The organism is Pseudomonas sp. MBLB4136 (assembly GCF_051904765.1).
In the GTDB taxonomy this organism is placed as follows: domain Bacteria; phylum Pseudomonadota; class Gammaproteobacteria; order Pseudomonadales; family Pseudomonadaceae; genus Aquipseudomonas.
Genome location: NZ_CP196713.1, coordinates 3,530,327 through 3,548,023, shown reverse-complemented (window position 1 = coordinate 3,548,023; position 17,697 = coordinate 3,530,327). Strand labels below are relative to the sequence as shown.

Genomic DNA, 17,697 nt, shown 5'->3' with positions numbered 1-17,697 from the left:
GCTCGGCGCCCGAAAGGGGGGGCGGATATGCTGTACAAACTTTGTACAATGTAAGGTGCCCGACGCTGGGTTACAATGCCGGCAACCTTTTCCGTCGCGATAGTGCCCCATGTCCGATCTCGCTGGTGCCCCCTCCCTCGCTTCCAGTGCCCTCAAGCAGGAAGAGCTGTTCCCCATCCGTGAAGTGTCGCGCCTGACCGGGGTCAATCCGGTGACCTTGCGTGCCTGGGAGCGGCGTTACGGGCTGATCCAGCCGACCCGCACGGAAAGCGGCCATCGCCTGTATTCCCAGGCCGATATTGAGTCGGTGCGCAGCATCCTGGCGTGGATCGAACGCGGCGTGGCGGTCAGCAAGGTCGGCAAGATCCTGGCCAAGAGCAGTGCCACCAAGGCCGCCTCGACCCCGGTCTATCAGGAGGTCACCTCGGGGGAGTGGGCCGACTGGCAGGCGCAGCTGCGCCGGGCGATCGGCAATTTCGACGAGCCCAGGCTCGAGCAGCTGTACGGCCAGGTGTTCGCCAGTTACCCGTTGCCGGTGGTGTTCCAGGATGTGCTGATGCCGCTGTGGCAGGAGCTGCTGATCCGCCAGGACGACTACGGCCAGACCAGCGAGTGGTTGTTCCTCGATACCTTCCTGCGCGCCCGGGTTTTGCAGCGCTTGCAGAACCTGCGCGCCCAGGTCGAGGAGCGCGTGCTGCTCGCCGCCCTGCCTGGCCACTGTCGCGAGTTGCAGCTGCTGGTGGCCGGCTTGCTGCTCGGCGGTCCGGAGGTGGGCGTGACTGTGCTGGGGCTGGGGCAGCCGCTGGAAGAGCTGGCGCTGGTCTGCGACAAGGTGCAGCCGCAGGCCCTGGTGCTGTTTTCCAACCAGCCGCCGAGCAGCGAGCTGCCGCGCTTGCTGTCGCGCCTGGCGCTGGCGGTGGATTGCCCGCTGGTGCTGGCCGGTGAAGGCGCGGACCTGGCCGAAGACAGCCTGCACGGCTCGCCCATCGCCTGCCTGGGCAGCGAGGGGCGCCTGATGCAACGGCGTCTGCAGCAGTTCCTCGCCGGTCACCTGGATACCTGAGCTCCGCTGTCACGCGCTCCGCATGCGGCTAGCCCTTGGCTGCTGCACGCTCAGGGGGTCGCCGCCTCTGGTCCTGGACCCCCGCTTTTCACTGTACGCTCTGTGCAGGTAGTCCTTGCCTGTTGTGGGGTTTTGTTGTGCAAATATTGTACATTAAAATTTATTGTATAGGTTTTTCGGGCGCTAGGCGGTTGCGACGACGCCCCAGCGCATGCTCCCAATGCGTACTCCGACAGCCGTCCTCCGCTGGACTGCCATCCTCGCTTGGAATCATTGGCTGTCGGACTTTTTATCCCGAGAAGGGCTCAGACCCTGCCAAGCACTCGACCCGCGCTTTCGCGGGTCTTTTTTTGTCTGGCGTCGAGCTGCACCTGATCAGGTGCGATGGACATCCGGGAAGCGCAGCCGGTGCTGCTGGTAGATGAATTGCAGCAGGCGATCGCTGCCGCGTTGGCCCAGGGCCTTGAGCCGGTAGGCCAGCAGGCCGCTGCCGGTGCGGCGTACCAGCACGCCGTCGATGGCGATCGGCTTCTGTCCGGACAGCGGCAGCAGCAGGCTGAACTGCCTGGGCGGCGCGGCCTGGCCGCGGTGCTCGATCAGCAGGCCGTTCATCGACAGTTCATGGACCCACAGCTCGCTGGCCTTGGCGTTGCGCTGGTTAAGCGCCACGGCGGGCTCCAGGGGCAGGCGCCAGGCGCGACTGGCCGGGCCCTCGTCGAATATCTGCGGGGTGCCGAGTTCCAGGTGCTGTTCGTGCTGGTCGTCTTCGCTCAGCTGGGCGGTGAAGGTCAGGCGCTGGTTGGCCAGGTGCGCTTCGATGGTCAGCTGCTGGTTGGCGGCGCAATTGGCCAGCAACGCCTTGATCTGCTCGCCGGCGTCGAGTTGCAGGTTGGGCGCCGGTTTGCGCGCGTCCTTGTCCGGCTGTTGCAGTCGTTTGAGGAAGTCCCTTTCCGCCTGGGTGAGCAGAGGCTGGTCTTGCATGGGCGAATACTACGCAAAAGGGCTGGTCCTTCTGAGACAGCGTAGCTCGCCTTTTGTTAGGGCTGTGCCCGTAGCAGCGCCAATTCGGCCTCGAGGCTGGCCACCTGGACTTCCAGCTGCTCGACCCGCTGCTGGGCAAGCACCTGCTCGGTGACATCCTTCTGGATGCCGATGTAGTAGGTCAGCTGGTCGGCATCGTTGAACACCGGGGTGATCGACAGCTCGTTCCAGAACAGGCTGCCGTCCTTGCGGTAGTTGCGGATGACCTGCCGGCACGGCTGGTGGTTCTGCACCGCGTAGCGAATGGCTTGCAGGCCCGGTTGGTCGTGGTCGTCGTTCTGCAGAAAGCGGCAGTCGCGGTAGAGGATCTCATCGTTGCTGTAGCCGGTGAGCTCTTCGAAGGCGGGGTTGGCGTAGATGAGGATGTTGTCGTCGCCCTCCTGCTCGGCCACCACTATGCCGTCGTTGGAGGCGTCGATCACCAGTTGCAGCAGTTTGGCGTTGATCATGAGGCGTATTCCCGGTCCATGTCGCTGCATTCTAAAACATCCGGAGGGGCTGTCCACTTGCGGCATAATGCCCGGCGATTTCCCTCTGGTACGGAGCAATTCTATGAAAGTCGCCATTCTGTCCGGGTCGGTCTACGGCACCGCCGAGGAGGTCGCCCGACACGCCGAGCGCCTGCTCAAGGACGCCGGCCTGGAGGCCTGGCACGACCCACGCGCCAGCCTCGCGGAGGTTCAGGCGTTCGCCCCCGAGGCGTTTCTAGTGGTGACCTCGACGACCGGCATGGGCGAGCTGCCGGACAACCTGCAGCCGCTGTACTTTGCCATTCGCGACCACCTGCCGGCCTGGAGCGGCCTGCCCGGCGGGGTGATCGCCCTGGGCGACGCCAGCTACGGCGATACTTTCTGTGGCGGTGGCGAACTGGTGCGCGAACTGTACGCCGAACTGGGCATCCGCGAGGTCGCCGAGATGCTGCGCCTGGATGCCAGCGAGAGCGTCACCCCGGAGAGCGATGCCGAGCCCTGGCTGGCGGCGTTCATCGCCACGCTGAAGGCCTGATGCATCCGCGCGCGGCCGAGCTGATCGCGGCGCTGCAGCTGCAGGCGCATCCCGAGGGCGGCTACTATCGGCGGCTGTTCGAGTCGGCCCAGTGCCTGCCGAACGGCAGACCCTGTTCCACGGCGATCCTGTTCCTGCTGCCGGCCGGCGTGGCCAGCCGCTGGCACCGGGTCGACGCCGACGAGCTGTGGCACTTCCACGAGGGCGCGCCGCTGGAGCTGCTGGTCGCCGAGTCGCCGGCGAGCATCCGCGCCGAACGCCTCGGCCCGGTCGCGACCGGGCAGTTGCCGCAGCGCGCGGTGCCGGCTCAGGCCTGGCAGGCGGCGCGCAGCCTCGGCGACTTCAGCCTGGTCGGCTGCACGGTGGCGCCGGGCTTCGATTTCGCCGGTTTCCAGCTGCTCAGCGAGGATGCCGCCGCCCAGGCGGCCTGGCCGCTGCTGCGCCGGCAGTACCCGGAATTGTTCTAGAGGCGCCGCGCTGACCCGTTGGGTCACTAAGCTGGCCGGCAGGGCGACTCACGGTCGCCGCGCGCCTCGCTAGACTCCTCGGCAGTCGCAGACTGATAACCGCCGAGGAGGCTGCCGTGACCCAAGCCCATGCCCTGCCTGTCGTGAACCTCAAGGACCAGGTGTCCGCCGCCGAATGGCAGGCCCGTGTCGACCTGGCCGCCTGCTATCGACTGATCGCCCTGTACGGCTGGGATGACCTGATCTTCACCCACATCTCGGCCAAGCTGCCGGGCCGCGAAGAGTTCCTGATCAACCCCTACGGCCTGATGTTCCACGAGATCACCGCCTCCAGCCTGGTGAAGATCGATCTGGCCGGCAACAAGCTGATGGACAGCCCCTTCGACATCAACCCGGCCGGCTACACCATCCACAGCGCGGTGCACGAGGTGCGCCACGATGTGGCCTGCGTGCTGCATATCCACACCGCCGCCGGCATCGCCGTGTCGGCGCAGAAGCAGGGCCTGCTGCCGCTGTCGCAACAGTCGCTGTTCGTGCTGTCGAGCCTGGCCTACCACGGCTACGAGGGGGTGGCGCTGAACCACGACGAGAAGGCCCGGCTGCAGGCCGACCTGGGCGACAAGCACTTCATGATCCTGCCCAACCACGGCCTGCTCACCGCCGCCGGCAGCATCGCCGACGCCTTCCTGATGATGTTCATCCTGCAGCGCGCCTGCGAGATCCAGGTGATGGCGCAGAGCGGCGGCGCCGAGCTGATCCAGATTCCCCGGCAGATTCTCGACGGCGCCCAGGCCATGGTCGCCGGGGTGATGAAGTCGCCCCAGGGCATGGGCGGCGCGCTGCCGTGGCCGGCGCTGCTGCGCAAGCTCGATGCGCAGCTGCCCGGCTACGCCGAATGAGCGCGCTGGCTGGCCTCGCCCTGGACGACTGGCGGGCGCGTGGCCAGGGCTTCGCCTTTCGCGGCCACGCCATGCGCTACTGGAGCGCCGGCGCCGAGAGTGCCGAGCCGCTGCTGCTGATCCACGGCTTTCCCACCGCCAGTTGGGACTGGCATTACCTGTGGCAGCCACTGGCGCAGAAATACCGGCTGATCGCCTGCGACATGCTCGGCTTCGGCTATTCGGCCAAGCCGCGCGGCCATGCCTACAGCCTGCTGGAGCAGGCCGACCTGCAGCAGGCCTTGCTGGCGCACCTGGGGATCGGCGGTGGCGTGCACGTGCTGGCCCACGACTACGGCGACAGCGTAGCCCAGGAATTGCTGGCGCGGCATCACGAAGGGCGCCTGCGGCTGGCCAGCTGCGTGTTCCTCAATGGTGGCCTGTTCCCCGAGACCCACCGGCCGGTGCTGGTCCAGCGCCTGCTGCTGAGTCCCCTGGGAGAGCTGATCGGCAGGCTGTTCAATCGACGCAAGCTGGCGGCCAATTTTTCCCGGGTGTTCGGCCCGCAGACCCAGCCCAGCGAGACCGAGCTGGATGACTTCTGGCGCCTGATCGCGCACAACGACGGGCCGGCGGTGATGCACCGGCTGATCCGCTACATGCCGGAGCGGCGCGCGCAGCGCCAGCGCTGGCTGGCGGCCATGCAGCGGGGCGCGGTGCCGTTGCGGCTGATCGACGGCGCCGCCGACCCGATATCCGGGGCGCACATGCTGGCGCGCTACCGTGAGTTGATCCCGGCGCCGGACACGGTGTCCCTGGAGGGTATCGGCCACTACCCGCAGACCGAGGCGCCGGCCCTGGTGCTGCAGCATTATCTGCGCTTCAGGCAGGCGCTGGAGGAGCGGGCATGAACAGGCGCCACCTGCTCAAGCTGGGGGCGTTGGGCGCCGTGGTGGTGGCCGGTGGCGGCTACTGGTGCCTGGGACGCGGCGAAGCGCCGGGCGAGCTGAGCCTGGCGGGCGCGCAGCGGGTACTGGCCGACCTGGCCGATCGCCCCCTGGTCAGCCTCGAGGGCTGGAGCCCGGTCGAGGTGTTCAATCACTGCGCCCAGAGCATCGAGTACTCCATCAGTGGCTATCCCGAACTCAAGCCGGCCTGGTTCCGCGCCAGTGCCGGGGCGCTGGCCTTCGGTGTATTCGCCGCCCGCGGCGCCATGCGTCATCCGCTCAGCGAAGCCATACCGGGGGCCGCGCCGCTGAGCGAACCGGCCAGCCAGGCCCTGGCCTTGCAGCGCTTGCAGCGCGCCTTCGACGTGTTCGCCGGGCATCGAGGCCAGTTGCGCCCGCACTTCGCCTACGGCCAGCTGAGCCATGCCGAGTATGCCCAGGCCCATGTGCTGCACCTGTACAACCACCTGAGCCTGATCAGGCCGGCCTGAATCCGGGGAGGGCATCCCGCAGCCTTATCGGCTGCCATTCAGCGGCGCCGGCTTGCTTGTGACCATCGATGACCTGCTGGACACTCCCGGCACTCGAAATTCACCAGGAGCCTCTTGCATGACTGCCAGCATCCGTTTTCAAGACCAGGTCGTGATCGTCACCGGCGCCGGGGGCGGCCTGGGCCGTGCCCATGCCCTGCTGTTCGCCCAGCATGGCGCCCGGGTGGTGGTCAACGATCTGGGCGGCAGCACCCATGGCGAAGGCGCCAGCGCCTCGGCGGCGGACCAGGTGGTCGCGCAGATCCGCGCCGCCGGCGGCAGCGCGGTCGCCAACCACGACTCGGTGACTGATGGCGACAAGATCGTCCAGCATGCCCTGGACGCCTTCGGGCGTGTCGACGTGGTGGTGAACAACGCCGGCATCCTGCGCGACAAGACCTTTCACAAGATGGAGGACGCCGACTGGGAGCAGGTCTACCGGGTGCATGTCGAGGGCGCCTACAAGGTGACCCGCGCGGCCTGGCCGCACATGCGCGAGCGGGCCTATGGACGGGTGATCTTCACCGCCTCGACCTCCGGCATCTACGGCAACTTCGGCCAGTCCAACTACGGCATGGCCAAGCTCGGGCTTTATGGCCTGACCCGCACCCTGGCCGTCGAGGGGCGCAAGAGCAACATCCTGGTCAATGCCATCGCCCCCACCGGCGGCACGCGGATGACCGAGGGGCTGATTCCCGCCCAGGTGTTCGAACAACTCAAGCCCGAGCTGGTCAGCCCCCTGGTGGTCTACCTGGGCAGTGCCGAGTGCCAGGACACGGCCGGGTTGTTCGAGGTCGGCGGCGGCTGGATCGGCAAGACCCGCTGGGAGCGCAGTCTCGGCGCCGGCTTCGATCCGCACCAGGGTTTCAGCCCGGAGGACGTGGCCGCCCACTGGCAGCAGATCTGCGACTTCGAAGGGGCCGTGCATCCGGCCGACAATATCGAGGCGTTGCAGGCGATGATGGCCAACCTGCAGCGCCACGCCCGCTGAGCCAAGAGGCGAGGGCCGTGGGGGCGGTAGCCCGGACGCGGTGCGGGGCCGCGCTGCTCGAGTTAACAGCGGCGCCGGCTCAACCCTTGCCGGGAATCCCGTACTTGCGCAGGCGCATGGCGATGGCGCTGTGCGAGGTCTGCAGCCGTGCGGCCAGCTGGCGGCTGGAGGGGTGGCTGACGTAGAGCTTCTCCAGCAGGGCCTTCTCGAAGCCGGCCACCGCCGACTCCAGGCTGCCGATCTCGCCGTCCAGCTGTTGCGGCGCCACCGCGGTGCCGGCGATGTCCAGGTCGTCGATCTGCACCAGGTTGCTCTCGCAGATCGCCGCGGCGCGGAAGATCACGTTCTGCAGCTGGCGCACGTTGCCCGGCCAGCGGTTGGCCAGCAGCGCCGCATAGGTGTCCGGCGCCAGGTGGCACTGCAGGCGCTGGATCTGCGTGCAGGCCTGGCGCATGAAGTGCCGTGCCAGCAGCAGGATGTCCTGGCCGCGCTCGCGTAGCGGCGGCACCTCCAGGTTGAGCACGTTGAGGCGGTAGAACAGGTCCTCGCGGAAGCCGCCGTCGCTGACCATTTTCTCCAGGTCGCGGTGGGTGGCGCTGAGGATGCGCACGTTGACCTTGACCTCGCGCTCGCCGCCGACCCGGCGGAAGCTGCCGTCGCTCAAGAAACGCAGCAGCTTGGCCTGCAGGTAGGGCGACATCTCGCCGATCTCGTCGAGAAACACCGTGCCCTGGTTGGCCAGCTCCAGCAGCCCCGGCTTGCCGCCGCGCTGGGCGCCGGTGAAGGCGCCGGGCGCGTAGCCGAACAGCTCGCTCTCGGCCAGGTTCTCCGGCAGCGCGGCGCAGTTCAGCGCCAGGAAGGGCGCGTTACGCCGTGCGCTGATGGCATGGCAACCGCGCGCCACCAGCTCCTTGCCGGTGCCGGTTTCGCCGTGGATCAGCAGTGGCGCGTCGAGGCTGGCGACGCGCAGGGCGCGGGTCTTCAGGGTGCGGATCGGCAGCGACTCGCCGAGCAGCGAGTCGAAGCCCTCGACGTGGTCATGGTGCAGCGCGGCCAAGCGCTCGCCGATTCGGCTCGGCGCGTACAGGGTGAGCAGGCCGCCGGCCAGCTGGTGCAGGCCGGTGTCGCCGGTCTCGCTGATCGGCGTGGCATCGAGCAGCAGGGCCTGGCCGTTGAGGGTGACCTCGCGCAGCGGCAGGCGGAAGCGCTGCTCCAGCAGCGCGGCCTGCAGCGCCGGGTCGGCGAACAGTTCGCCCAAGGGCAGACCCTCCGGCTCGCGTCCGCACAGGTCGGCCAGGGCCGGGTTGGCCAGCAGCACGCGGCCCTCGCCATCCACCGCCAGCACCGGATCGCTCATCGCCGCCAGCAGGGCGTCGAGTTGCAGGCGGCGGCGCTGGCCGGGGAGGATGTCGACCACGGTCACCGCCTGTACGCCGCGCACCTGGAACAGCGCCTCGCGCAGTTCATCGAGCACCACCGGGCTGAGCGTCGGCGCGTCGATATAGACGTTCGGCGGCACCATCTCCACCGCGTCCAGGTTGAGATTGCGCCCGCCGAGCAGGGCCAGCACTTCCTGGGTGATGCCGACGCGGTCGATAAAGGTGACGTGAATGCGCATAGGTAGGGCAGGGTGGCTCGAATGCAGGTAGCGCAGTATGACCGGTCTGCGCGCCAGAGTTAACCGAGACGCACGACCGGAGCTGCGCAACCCGGGCGCTGGAGGCACCTGCCGCGGGCATCTGCGTCACCAGGGCAGGGTGGCGCAGCGCTCGACGGCCAGCGAGGCGGCTGTAATTCCGCTCACTCCGCGCTTAACATGCACCCTTGAGATTCGCTTTCGGGTGCAAGGCCTGTTTTCCTGTATGCAGGATCGGGCGCCCAGGCGGCGTTTCACCAGTTGTGTATGCGGGTGTGGGTTTCTAATGAACAAGATGCGCTCGGAAGCAGTCCGTGACGAGATCGAAGCACTAATAGCCGCCGGCAAGCTGCCGCCGGGCAAGCACCTTGACGAAACCGAGCTGGCCGAGCGCTTCGGCGTGTCCCGCACGCCGGTGCGCGAAGCGCTGAACCAGTTGGCCAATGCCGGGTTGGTGGAAATCCGCCCGCGCCGCGGTGCGGTGGTGGCGGAAGTCGGTCCGCACACCCTGGTGGAGATGTTCGAGGTGATGGCCGAGCTCGAAGGCATGTGCGGTCGCCTGGCCGCGCGACGCATCAGCAAGGCCCAGGAGGAGGCCCTGGTGGCGGCCGAACGGGCCTGCGAGGAAGTCCGGTCCTGCGGCGATCCGGACCTCTACTCGGAGCGTAACGATGTGTTCCACGGCATCATCTATGCGGCGAGTCAGAACGCCTTTCTGGTCGAGCAGGCCTGGATCCTGCGCCGTCGCCTGCGTCCCTACCGGCGCCTGCAGCTGCGCATACGCGACCGCATTCCCAACTCGCTCAACGAGCACGCGGCGATAGTCGCGGCGATCCGCGCCGGCGAGGCGGACAAGGCCAATCAGCTGTTGCGCGAGCACGTGATGATTCAGGGCAAGCGCTTCAGCGACCTGATCGCCTCCCTGCCACTGCTGCACTCGCTGGAGGACTGAGCCCGGGCGGTGCTGCCGCCAGCTAGTTCGAACCGGATCAGCCGCAACTGATGCGCTGGATCACCTCGGCTTCGTCGATGTCGATGGTCAGGCGCTGCGGGTCGTGCTCGAGGGTCACCATATCGCCGGGCGCCACCACCCGCACGGATCTCGCTCCGGTCTGCTCCCGCGCCCGCTCGATGCGCGCGGCGGTGGCCGGCTTGCCCAGCATGCCCGGCACCGCCTCGGCCCGGCAGCTGGTGTCGCTGACGCCACTGCCGGCGCTTGGCGTGGCGGTCGAGCTGCAGCCGCCGAGCAGGGCGAGCAGGGCCAGAAAGGCGGTGGTGTGGATGGGCTTGATCGGCATGCGGAGGTCCTCCTTGGCGGCGGCTGATGGTTGAGTCGAGCCGGTGGCAAACACGATGAATACCTAAGGTTGTTTACGATAGGCCAGCAGCACGATGCCGCCGACCACTATGGCCCCGCCGAGCAGTTGTAGCGGGCCCAGCATCTGCCCCAGCACCAGCCAGCCGAGCAGCAGCGTCGCCACTGGCTCGAGGTTCATCACCGGCGCGTTGCGGGCCATGTCCAGGCGCGGCATGCAGATGAACAGCAGGCTGAACCCGGTTCCGTAGAGCATCGCCAGTATCGTCAGGGCGAGCCAGCCGACGCTGCTGGACGGCTGCGCGGCGCCGCCGGGTATCAGCTCCAGGGCGCCGGCCAGCAGTGAGCTGGCGAACACCACCAGCATGGTCAGCATGCTGCGCACCGAACCGCGCAGGCCCGCCAGGCGGTGCTCGCTGACCCACAAGGCGGCGGCGAAGGCGCAGGCGGCACACAGCGCCAGGCCGATGCCCAGCAGCGACGCCGAGCCGGTCTGCGCGTCGCCGCTCAGGTGGGCCGGCACGTCCAGGGCGAACAGCAGGCCACAGAGGATCAGGCCCATCAGCCAGGCGCTGCGCCGGGTCGGCGGCGGCCCGCCGAGGGCCCAGGTGAGCAGGGCCAGGATGATCGGAAAGGTGCTGGCGGCGAGCAGGGCCAGGGCCACCGGGATGCGCGCCACGGCCGAGTACAGGCACAGGCTCTGAATGGCCAACAGCAGGCCCATGAGCAATTGCCAGGGCCAGGTCCCCGGCGGCAGGCGCAGGCTTTGCCGCTGATAGAGCACCAGGCCGCCGAGCACCAGCAGGGTCGTGCCCGAGCGGCACAGCACCGCCAGCAGCACCCCGGCATCGTGGTCGAAGGCCACCCGCGCGGCGACGTGGTTGCCGGCCAGGACACAGGCCAACGCGGCCAGCAGCAGCACGGCGAGATGGCGAGGGAACGGCGTATGGGTGGGCATGAGGTGCGGCGAATCCTTGGTTGAGCTGCGGCGACATCCATCCGCCTGCGCAGGGTAGCGCACTTGACCGGGCTTGGGGCCGGCCGGCGCTCTAGCACGGTGGCCCCGGCCAGGGCCGCCGCAGTCGACAGCGCCGTGCCCAGGGGCGGGCCGGGTTCAGGGACGGGGGCGCCCGAGGCTCTTGTACAGCAGGCTCGAGGAGGCCGGGCACAGCCCGGCGAACTGCGCCGTGGCCTGGATGGCCGGCGGCGCCGCGCACTTGTCTGCCGGCTGGTAACCGAGCCGGGAGAAGTAGCGCGCGGCGGTGGTGGTCAGCAGGAACAAGCGCTGCACCCCTTGCTCGCGGGCGCGTGTTTCGCAGAAGGCCACCAGTTCCGTGGCCAGGCCCTTGCCGCGATGGGCCGGATCGACGGCCAGGGAGCGCAACAGGGCCAGGTCCTGCATCAGCTCGAGGCCGACCACGCCGAGCAGTCCGCGGTCGTCGCGCAGGGCGAAGAACTGCTGGCTCTGGCTCGGGGCGATATCGGCCACCGGCAGGTCGCAGGCGCGCAGCAACGGCAGGAGGTCGTCGGCTTCGGTCACCGGGGTGATGGATGGCTGCATCAAGCTTCTCTCCTCAGTCGGCATGCCGCCTGTGCGGCCTGTGAGCCGTAGTGTGGCAATTTTTCCGGCGTCTGGCAGCCGTCCCATGGGCCGACGCGGGGTGCAGCGATGTGCGCCGCCATCATCTAGGCTGAAGGGTTGTCACTCGGCGCTGGGGGGCGCATTTGCACAGGAGGATCGCACATGTTCAAAGTGTCTCTGAGCCGCAGCCTGCCCGCGGCGCTGTTCACCCTCAGCTGCAGCCTGGCCAGTCAGGCCGGCCCGGCCGACATGAGCTTCTTCGTCACCAGCCAGGGCATGGGCAAGGGGGCCGACCTCGGCGGGCTGATCGGTGCCGATGGCCATTGCCAGCGCCTGGCCGCAGCCGCTGGCGCCGGTCAGCACACCTGGCATGCCTACCTCAGCGTATCGGCCGTCGATGGCGCGCCGGCGATCAATGCCCGCGATCGCATCGGTCCGGGCCCCTGGCAGAACGCCAGGGGCGTGGTCATCGCCGGCAGCGTCGCGCAGCTGCATGGCGACAACCTGTTGGACAAGGCGAGCGCCCTGGACGAGTACGGCGCAACCATCAAGGGCCGTGGCGACTCGCCGAACCAGCACGACATCCTCACCGGTTCCCAGGCCGACGGCACCGCGTTCGCTCCCGGCGAGGACCGCACCTGCAGCAACTGGACCAGCAGTGGCGAGGGCGCCGCCCAGGTCGGCCACCACGACCGCATGGGCCTGCGCGACGATGCGCCGTCGCGCTCGTGGAACTCCTCCCATGCCAGCCGCGGTTGCAGCCAGGAAGCGCTGATCGGCACCGGCGGGGCAGGGCTGCTGTACTGCTTCGCGGTGGATTGAGCCGCTTTAGCCCGGTCCGGGCGCGGGGCGCAGTGTCCTGGCCACCTGGCGCTGGATCTCGTAGGCCGGTGCCTCGACCGCCTGGTGGTCGCGGGTATAGCGCCGGGCGAACTCGCCCACGCCCCACTCCAGGTATTGCTGCACGTGGTGCAGCTCGTGGGCCCAGAGCGCCACGTTGTCGAGTGCGTCGTGCTCGTGGCGGAAGACGATGATATCGACCAGGGTCACGGCGCTGACGTCGGGGTTCTGCAGCATGGTGTGCGCGGCGTTCAGCTGCACATCGTCGCCGACCTTGTAGCGCGCCGAGTCGAGCACCCGCAGGTCGAAGTAGGGCTCCAGATGGGCGCGGATATGCAGCGGGATGGGGTGGGTGATCCCGGCGGCCGCCGTGTTGCGCGAGCGCACCAGCCACTGTTCCAGGCTCGCGGCGGCCATCTTGCCGAGGTCGTCGAAGAGGGCGCCCATCTCCTCCCGGCTACCCGGGGCGCAGAAGCAGGTGACCACGCAGACCCGGTGCTGGCCGGCCGGGCAGGCGAGGGCGGGCAGGCTGGAGCCCAGGCCCAGCAGGAGAACCGCCAGGCGCAGCAGCTGGCGCGAATATGTAGCAGACAAGGAAAGCTCCCACGGACTATCAGGCTCTTGGGGCGTGGCCATTGGCGTCGCCCAACCGCGGGTTGGACCGCGGCGGCGCGGGTTCGTTAGGCCGCCCCGGCAGAATTTCCCGGGATGATCGCATGGCCCGGCCGGCGGCCGCGCAATCCTTGCCCATGCCACGTAGAATCGCCCGCTGAAACAGGAACTTGGGGTTGCGGTGGTGGATCTTCAGCAGGGTTTCGTCCTGACCCGGCACTGGCGCGATACGCCCGCGGGCACCGAAGTCGAGTTCTGGCTGGCCACCGACCAGGGCCCCCGGCTGATCCGCCTGCCTAGCCAGCCCTCGGTGGCCTTCATTCCGGCCGAGCAGCGCGAGCGCGCCGCGGCGCTGCTGCGCGGCGAACGCGAGGTGGAACTGCGGCCGCTGGGCCTGCGCGACTTTCGCCAGCGCCCGGTGCTCGGCCTGTACTGCCGCCAGCATCGCCAGCTGATGCGCATCGACAAGCTGCTGCGCCAGCAGAGCGTGAGCGTCTACGAAGCCGATATCCGTCCGCCGGAACGCTACCTGATGGAGCGCTTCATCACCGCCCCGGTGAGCTTCGCCGGCACGCCGGATGAGCACGGCGTGCTGCGCGAGGCGCGGATGAAGCCGGCGCCGGACTACCGGCCGCGCCTGCGCCTGGTGTCCCTCGACATCGAAACCACGGAGAAGGGCGAGCTCTATTCCATCGCCCTGGAAGGCTGTGGCCAGCGCCAGGTCTACATGCTCGGCCCGGCCAACGGCGCGCAGGCGGCGCTCGACTTTCGCCTCGACTACTGCGCCAGCCGCGCCGAGCTGCTGGCGCGGCTCAACGACTGGCTGGCCGAACACGACCCCGACGCGATCATCGGCTGGAACCTGGTGCAGTTCGACCTGCGCGTGCTCCACGCCCACGCCCAGCAGTTGCAGGTGCCCTTGCGCCTGGGCCGCGGTGGCGAGCCGATGGAGTGGCGCGAGCATGGCAGCCGCAACAACCACTACTTCGCCGCGGCGGCCGGGCGCCTGTTGATCGACGGCATCGAGGCGCTGCGCTCGGCGACCTGGAGCTTTCCCTCGTTCAGCCTGGAAAGCGTCGCCCAGACCCTGCTCGGCGAAGGCAAGTCGCTCGACAACCCCTACCAGCGCATGGATGAAATCAACCGCATGTTCGCCGAAGAAAAGCCCGCCCTGGCGCGCTACAACCTGCGCGACTGCGAGCTGGTCACGCGGATCTTCGCCAAGACCGAGCTGCTGACCTTCCTGCTCGAGCGCGCCACGGTCACCGGCCTGCCCGCCGACCGCAGCGGCGGTTCGGTCGCCGCCTTCACCCACCTGTACATGCCGCAGATGCACCGCCAGGGCTTCGTCGCGCCGAACCTCGGCGAGCGCCTGCCGGAAGCCAGCCCCGGCGGCTTCGTGATGGACTCGCAACCGGGCCTGTACGAATCGGTGCTGGTGCTCGACTACAAGAGCCTCTACCCCTCGATCATCCGCACCTTCCTGATCGACCCGGTGGGCCTGGTCGAGGGCCTGCGCCATCCGGATGACAGCGACTCGGTGCCGGGCTTTCGCGGCGCGCGCTTCTCGCGCACCCGGCATTGCCTGCCGGCCATCGCCGCGCGAGTCTGGCAGGGGCGCGAGGCGGCCAAGCGCGACGGCAACCAGCCGTTGTCCCAGGCGCTGAAGATCATCATGAACGCCTTCTACGGCGTGCTCGGCTCCAGCGGCTGCCGCTTCTTCGACCCTCGCCTGGCCTCGTCCATCACCCTGCGCGGCCACGAGATCATGCGCCGCACCCGCGAGCTGATCGAGGTCGAAGGCTACGCGGTGATCTACGGCGACACCGATTCCACCTTCGTCTGGCTCAAGCGTGCCCACGACGAGGCCGACGCCGCGCGCATCGGCCGGGCCCTGGTGCAGCGGGTCAACCAGTGGTGGCGCGAGCACCTGCGGGCCGAGTTCGGCCTGGACAGCGCCCTGGAGCTGCAGTTCGAGACCCATTACCGGCGCTTTCTGATGCCCACCATCCGCGGCGCCGAGGAGGGCAGCAAGAAGCGCTACGCCGGCCTGGTGCGGCGCGCCGACGGCAGCGACGAGATGGTCTACAAGGGCCTGGAAACCGTGCGCACCGACTGGTCGCCGCTGGCCCAGCAGTTCCAGCAGGAGCTCTATTGGCGGGTCTTCCATCGCCAGCCGTACCAGGCCTATGTGCGCGACTACGTGCGCCGCACCCTGGCCGGCGAGCTGGATGAGCTGCTGGTCTACCGCAAGCGCCTGCGCCGGCGCCTGGACGACTACCAGCGCAACGTGCCGCCGCACGTGCGCGCCGCGCGCCTCGCCGACGACTACAACGCACGCCAGGGAAGGCCGCGGCAGTACCAGAGCGGCGGCTGGATCAGCTACGTGATCACCCTGGCGGGGCCGGAGCCGCTGGAGTGCCGGCAGGCGGCCATCGACTATGACCACTACGTGACGCGCCAGCTGCGGCCGGTGGCCGACGCCATCCTGCCGTTCGTCGATGACGACTTCGGCGCACTGGTCGACGGCCAGCTCGGCCTGTTCTAGGACGGCAGGGCGCTATGGGGGCGGTCAGGAGTAGGAGCTTTCCGAGCGCGCCGAAGTCGTCGTGCGCGGGCGCTTCCCCGGGAGGTACTTGCGCGCCGTGGTCACGAAGGGCGTGACGATCAGGCTGTAGATCGTCAGGTAGCGCGCGTGATCGGGGGTGCCGAACTGCAGCGGCTCGGGCTTGGAGGTGGTGACGTAGAGCGTGCCGAACATCCAGTCCCAGAGGGACAGGTTGGTCGAGAAGTTCTTGTTGAAGTGCTTGGGCGCGGCGCTGTGGTGGATCTGGTGCTGGGCCGGGCTGTTCAGTACGTGCTCGATGACCGGCCCGAACGACAGCCAGACGTGGCTGTGGCGCAGGTTGGCCGCCAGCGCGTTGCAGATGAACACCAGGTAGGTCACGCCGAACAGGGTGTAGCGACTGATCTCGCCGCCACAGAGGTACCAGAAGGTGCCGGCGTAGGCGCCCAGAAACACGGCGGTCGCCAGCTTGCCGACGATCTTCTCCACGAAGTGCACCCGGCTCGCGGTCGCCGGCACCAGCACCGGCGCCGAGTGATGCACCTTGTGGAACTCCCACAGCAAGCGCGAGTGAAAGGCGCGGTGGGCCCAGTAATGCACGAAATCGAGCACCAGAAACACGCCCAGCCCGTACAGCAGGGACAGCGCCAGGTTCTCACCCAGTTGCGGCCGCGCGCCCCACAGGTTGGTGAAGAAGGCCATGTAGTCGGCCGAGCGCAGGATATAGGGATCGACCAGGCCGACGATGGGCACCACCAGTGCGACCTTGAGAATGGCCCGCACGAAGTAGTAGCGGTAATCCAGCAGCGCCGAAGGGTGGAAGTACACCTTGCTGCCGCCGATGAACTGCCAGAACGAGCGCGCCTCGGTCAGCCCGTGCCGCTTGCGCCAGCGGAACAGGGCGTAGGCCACGGCATAGGAAACCGAGAGGAACACCACGCCGAAGCGGCCGTTGAGGTCGAAAATGCCGGAGAACTGCTTGATGACCGGCTCGATCAGCAGTTCGCCAAGATGTGCAAAGAGTAAGGAGAGCGCGTCCACGGCAAGCCGGCCTCGGGCGAAAAGCCGGCATTATAGGGGCAATTGGAATCGTTTGCATTCGCCAGTAGATTCCAATGCGGCATCCACCGGTTCGACAGCGTCATGGGCCGGCTCGCCGCGCCCTGCGCAGACCGGACGCCTGCCAGCGGGCAGGGCGATCGACAGCCAAGGAGCAAGCTGCGCCCGCCCCGGTTGGCGCTGCGACGGGCGGAGCCTGCATCGTCGCTAGTCCGCAGGCGCTGCGACTGGCACGGCGTCCAGCGGAGACTCGAAAGCGATAAACAGAATGCACGGATCGGCGCTCGCGCAGCGGCCATGGTGCGGGCGTTTCGCCGGCCCGTACGCGTAGGTCCCGGGGGTGAGGATGGATTCGCTCTGCCCCTCATAGGTGACGTGCAGCACCCCGGAGACCAGCACCATGCGCTCTGCCGATGTGTGCCAGTGCGCGGGCACTTCAGACAACCCGGGAAGCTTAAGGAAGACGTCCAGGTTCTCCTTGGACGGATCGCCGTGCAGAACCGCGATTGCACATCCCGCCGGCAAGAACGGCGGGCACGCCCCCCACTCGAGCTGCGGGCTATCGGGGTTGAGTGCCAGCGCCTTCTCCGTATCTGCCGTTTGCGCAAACGCGAAGTTGCCGTTGAGGCCGAGCAGCACGAGCCCAAGCGAGCCTATGCGAACAACCAATGATCTGCTGAACATGATTCGTTCCTCACTGTAATTGACCAGCTGCCCAGCCGAGTGCCGCCCAACGACGGCAAAGAGGCGGTATCAGCCGGTCCTAGTGAGCGTAGCGAACGAGCCGAGTGCCGTATTGACGCTCCCCGCGCGCCGCCTTTTTGCGAGCCGCGCCCTGCTGCAGGCCCGGGGCCGGCAGCAGGGCAAGTTGGCCGGTAGCAAAGGATGAGTGCTGTACTCGTCCTGGGTGCTATAGCAACCGGGAGCTGCTGGCTCAGTCGAATGTTTGGCCCCGTCGCATGAACTACGGATTGCTCAAGGCGAACAGTCCTAGAAAACTGGAAATGGCATGCAACCGTGCCGACAGCAGCGGCCGCTGCAACGAGATCTTGGCCGGCGTCGTTGGTAGTTACGAGTGGCTACTTGCGAGTGGGGGCGGCGGCGAGGAGTGGCAGTGCCGGCCGAGTCAGCCAAGCACAGAAACCCGTGGACAAGTAAACGTTGT

At 68.0% G+C, this 17,697-nt stretch carries 19 protein-coding genes; 10 read left to right on the top strand and 9 right to left on the bottom strand.

Going from position 1 to position 17,697, the window contains the following annotated elements; genetic code table 11:
* The first annotated feature begins 109 nt into the window (after positions 1-109).
* Positions 110-1,063, top strand: coding sequence for a MerR family transcriptional regulator (locus tag ACSX1D_RS16070; protein ID WP_439859462.1), 954 nt, complete (start codon positions 110-112; stop codon positions 1,061-1,063).
* Positions 1,064-1,438: 375 nt separating this feature from the next.
* Here the strand turns inward: ACSX1D_RS16070 and ACSX1D_RS16065 are convergent, their stop codons facing one another.
* Together ACSX1D_RS16065 and ACSX1D_RS16060 are read right to left on the bottom strand one after the other, a co-directional pair.
* On the bottom strand, positions 1,439-2,044 hold the full coding sequence (locus ACSX1D_RS16065; protein WP_439859461.1) for a hypothetical protein: 606 nt from the start codon (positions 2,042-2,044) through the stop codon (positions 1,439-1,441).
* 56 nt (positions 2,045-2,100) lie between these two features.
* Positions 2,101-2,553 carry a PAS domain-containing protein gene (locus ACSX1D_RS16060; RefSeq protein ID WP_439859460.1) on the bottom strand — a complete coding sequence of 151 codons (453 nt, stop codon included), beginning with the start codon at positions 2,551-2,553 and terminating at the stop codon, positions 2,101-2,103.
* A gap of 103 nt (positions 2,554-2,656) precedes the next feature.
* Between ACSX1D_RS16060 and ACSX1D_RS16055 the strand changes: the two genes are divergently transcribed.
* From ACSX1D_RS16055 to ACSX1D_RS16030, 6 genes are all read left to right on the top strand, one after another.
* Entirely contained in the window at positions 2,657-3,109 is a 453-nt protein-coding gene (locus ACSX1D_RS16055; protein ID WP_439859459.1) for a flavodoxin, read from the top strand.
* A complete protein-coding gene (locus ACSX1D_RS16050) occupies positions 3,109-3,576 on the top strand; it encodes a cupin domain-containing protein (RefSeq protein ID WP_439859458.1) in 468 nt (155 codons plus the stop codon). The genes ACSX1D_RS16055 and ACSX1D_RS16050 overlap by 1 nt, the downstream gene beginning before the upstream one ends.
* A gap of 116 nt (positions 3,577-3,692) precedes the next feature.
* Positions 3,693-4,475 carry a class II aldolase/adducin family protein gene (locus ACSX1D_RS16045; RefSeq protein WP_439859457.1) on the top strand — a complete coding sequence of 261 codons (783 nt, stop codon included), beginning with the start codon at positions 3,693-3,695 and terminating at the stop codon, positions 4,473-4,475.
* Positions 4,472-5,365, top strand: a complete 894-nt coding sequence (locus ACSX1D_RS16040; protein WP_439859456.1) for an alpha/beta fold hydrolase — start codon at positions 4,472-4,474, stop codon at positions 5,363-5,365. Before ACSX1D_RS16045 ends, ACSX1D_RS16040 begins: the two co-directional genes overlap by 4 nt.
* Positions 5,362-5,892, top strand: coding sequence for a DUF1569 domain-containing protein (locus ACSX1D_RS16035; protein WP_439859455.1), 531 nt, complete (start codon positions 5,362-5,364; stop codon positions 5,890-5,892). The genes ACSX1D_RS16040 and ACSX1D_RS16035 overlap by 4 nt, the downstream gene beginning before the upstream one ends.
* 118 nt (positions 5,893-6,010) lie before the next feature.
* Positions 6,011-6,922 (top strand): SDR family oxidoreductase, encoded by a 912-nt coding sequence (locus tag ACSX1D_RS16030; RefSeq protein WP_439859454.1) that lies wholly within the window; start codon positions 6,011-6,013, stop codon positions 6,920-6,922.
* Between the two features lie 79 nt (positions 6,923-7,001).
* On the opposite strand, the gene ACSX1D_RS16025 is transcribed toward ACSX1D_RS16030, so the two are convergent.
* On the bottom strand, positions 7,002-8,540 hold the full coding sequence (locus tag ACSX1D_RS16025) for a sigma-54-dependent transcriptional regulator (RefSeq protein ID WP_439859453.1): 1,539 nt from the start codon (positions 8,538-8,540) through the stop codon (positions 7,002-7,004).
* Positions 8,541-8,844: 304 nt separating this feature from the next.
* Here ACSX1D_RS16025 and ACSX1D_RS16020 point away from each other — a divergent pair, with 304 nt between their 5' ends.
* The gene (locus ACSX1D_RS16020) at positions 8,845-9,510 is read left to right on the top strand and encodes a GntR family transcriptional regulator (RefSeq protein WP_439859452.1); all 666 of its coding nucleotides are present in this window, start codon (positions 8,845-8,847) and stop codon (positions 9,508-9,510) included.
* Between the two features lie 37 nt (positions 9,511-9,547).
* Here the strand turns inward: ACSX1D_RS16020 and ACSX1D_RS16015 are convergent, their stop codons facing one another.
* The 3 genes from ACSX1D_RS16015 to arsN2 form a co-directional block, all read right to left on the bottom strand.
* The gene (locus ACSX1D_RS16015; protein WP_439859451.1) at positions 9,548-9,856 is read right to left on the bottom strand and encodes an I78 family peptidase inhibitor; all 309 of its coding nucleotides are present in this window, start codon (positions 9,854-9,856) and stop codon (positions 9,548-9,550) included.
* A gap of 63 nt (positions 9,857-9,919) precedes the next feature.
* A complete protein-coding gene (locus ACSX1D_RS16010; protein ID WP_439859450.1) occupies positions 9,920-10,831 on the bottom strand; it encodes an EamA family transporter in 912 nt (303 codons plus the stop codon).
* 156 nt (positions 10,832-10,987) lie between these two features.
* Entirely contained in the window at positions 10,988-11,434 is a 447-nt protein-coding gene (gene arsN2, locus ACSX1D_RS16005) for an arsenic resistance N-acetyltransferase ArsN2 (protein WP_439859449.1), read from the bottom strand.
* A 183-nt stretch (positions 11,435-11,617) separates the two neighbouring features.
* Between arsN2 and ACSX1D_RS16000 the strand changes: the two genes are divergently transcribed.
* Complete coding sequence (locus ACSX1D_RS16000) at positions 11,618-12,277, top strand: hypothetical protein (RefSeq protein ID WP_439859448.1); 660 nt, start codon at positions 11,618-11,620, stop codon at positions 12,275-12,277.
* A gap of 6 nt (positions 12,278-12,283) precedes the next feature.
* On the opposite strand, the gene ACSX1D_RS15995 is transcribed toward ACSX1D_RS16000, so the two are convergent.
* Positions 12,284-12,889, bottom strand: coding sequence for an eCIS core domain-containing protein (locus ACSX1D_RS15995; RefSeq protein WP_439859447.1), 606 nt, complete (start codon positions 12,887-12,889; stop codon positions 12,284-12,286).
* Between the two features lie 202 nt (positions 12,890-13,091).
* On the opposite strand from ACSX1D_RS15995, the gene ACSX1D_RS15990 reads away from it, so the two are divergent.
* Positions 13,092-15,455, top strand: a complete 2,364-nt coding sequence (locus ACSX1D_RS15990) for a DNA polymerase II (protein WP_439859446.1) — start codon at positions 13,092-13,094, stop codon at positions 15,453-15,455.
* A 24-nt stretch (positions 15,456-15,479) separates the two neighbouring features.
* On the opposite strand, the gene ACSX1D_RS15985 is transcribed toward ACSX1D_RS15990, so the two are convergent.
* Together ACSX1D_RS15985 and ACSX1D_RS15980 are read right to left on the bottom strand one after the other, a co-directional pair.
* Entirely contained in the window at positions 15,480-16,514 is a 1,035-nt protein-coding gene (locus ACSX1D_RS15985; protein ID WP_439859445.1) for a sterol desaturase family protein, read from the bottom strand.
* A 225-nt stretch (positions 16,515-16,739) separates the two neighbouring features.
* The gene (locus tag ACSX1D_RS15980; protein ID WP_439859444.1) at positions 16,740-17,216 is read right to left on the bottom strand and encodes a cupin domain-containing protein; all 477 of its coding nucleotides are present in this window, start codon (positions 17,214-17,216) and stop codon (positions 16,740-16,742) included.
* Positions 17,217-17,697 lie beyond the last annotated feature (481 nt).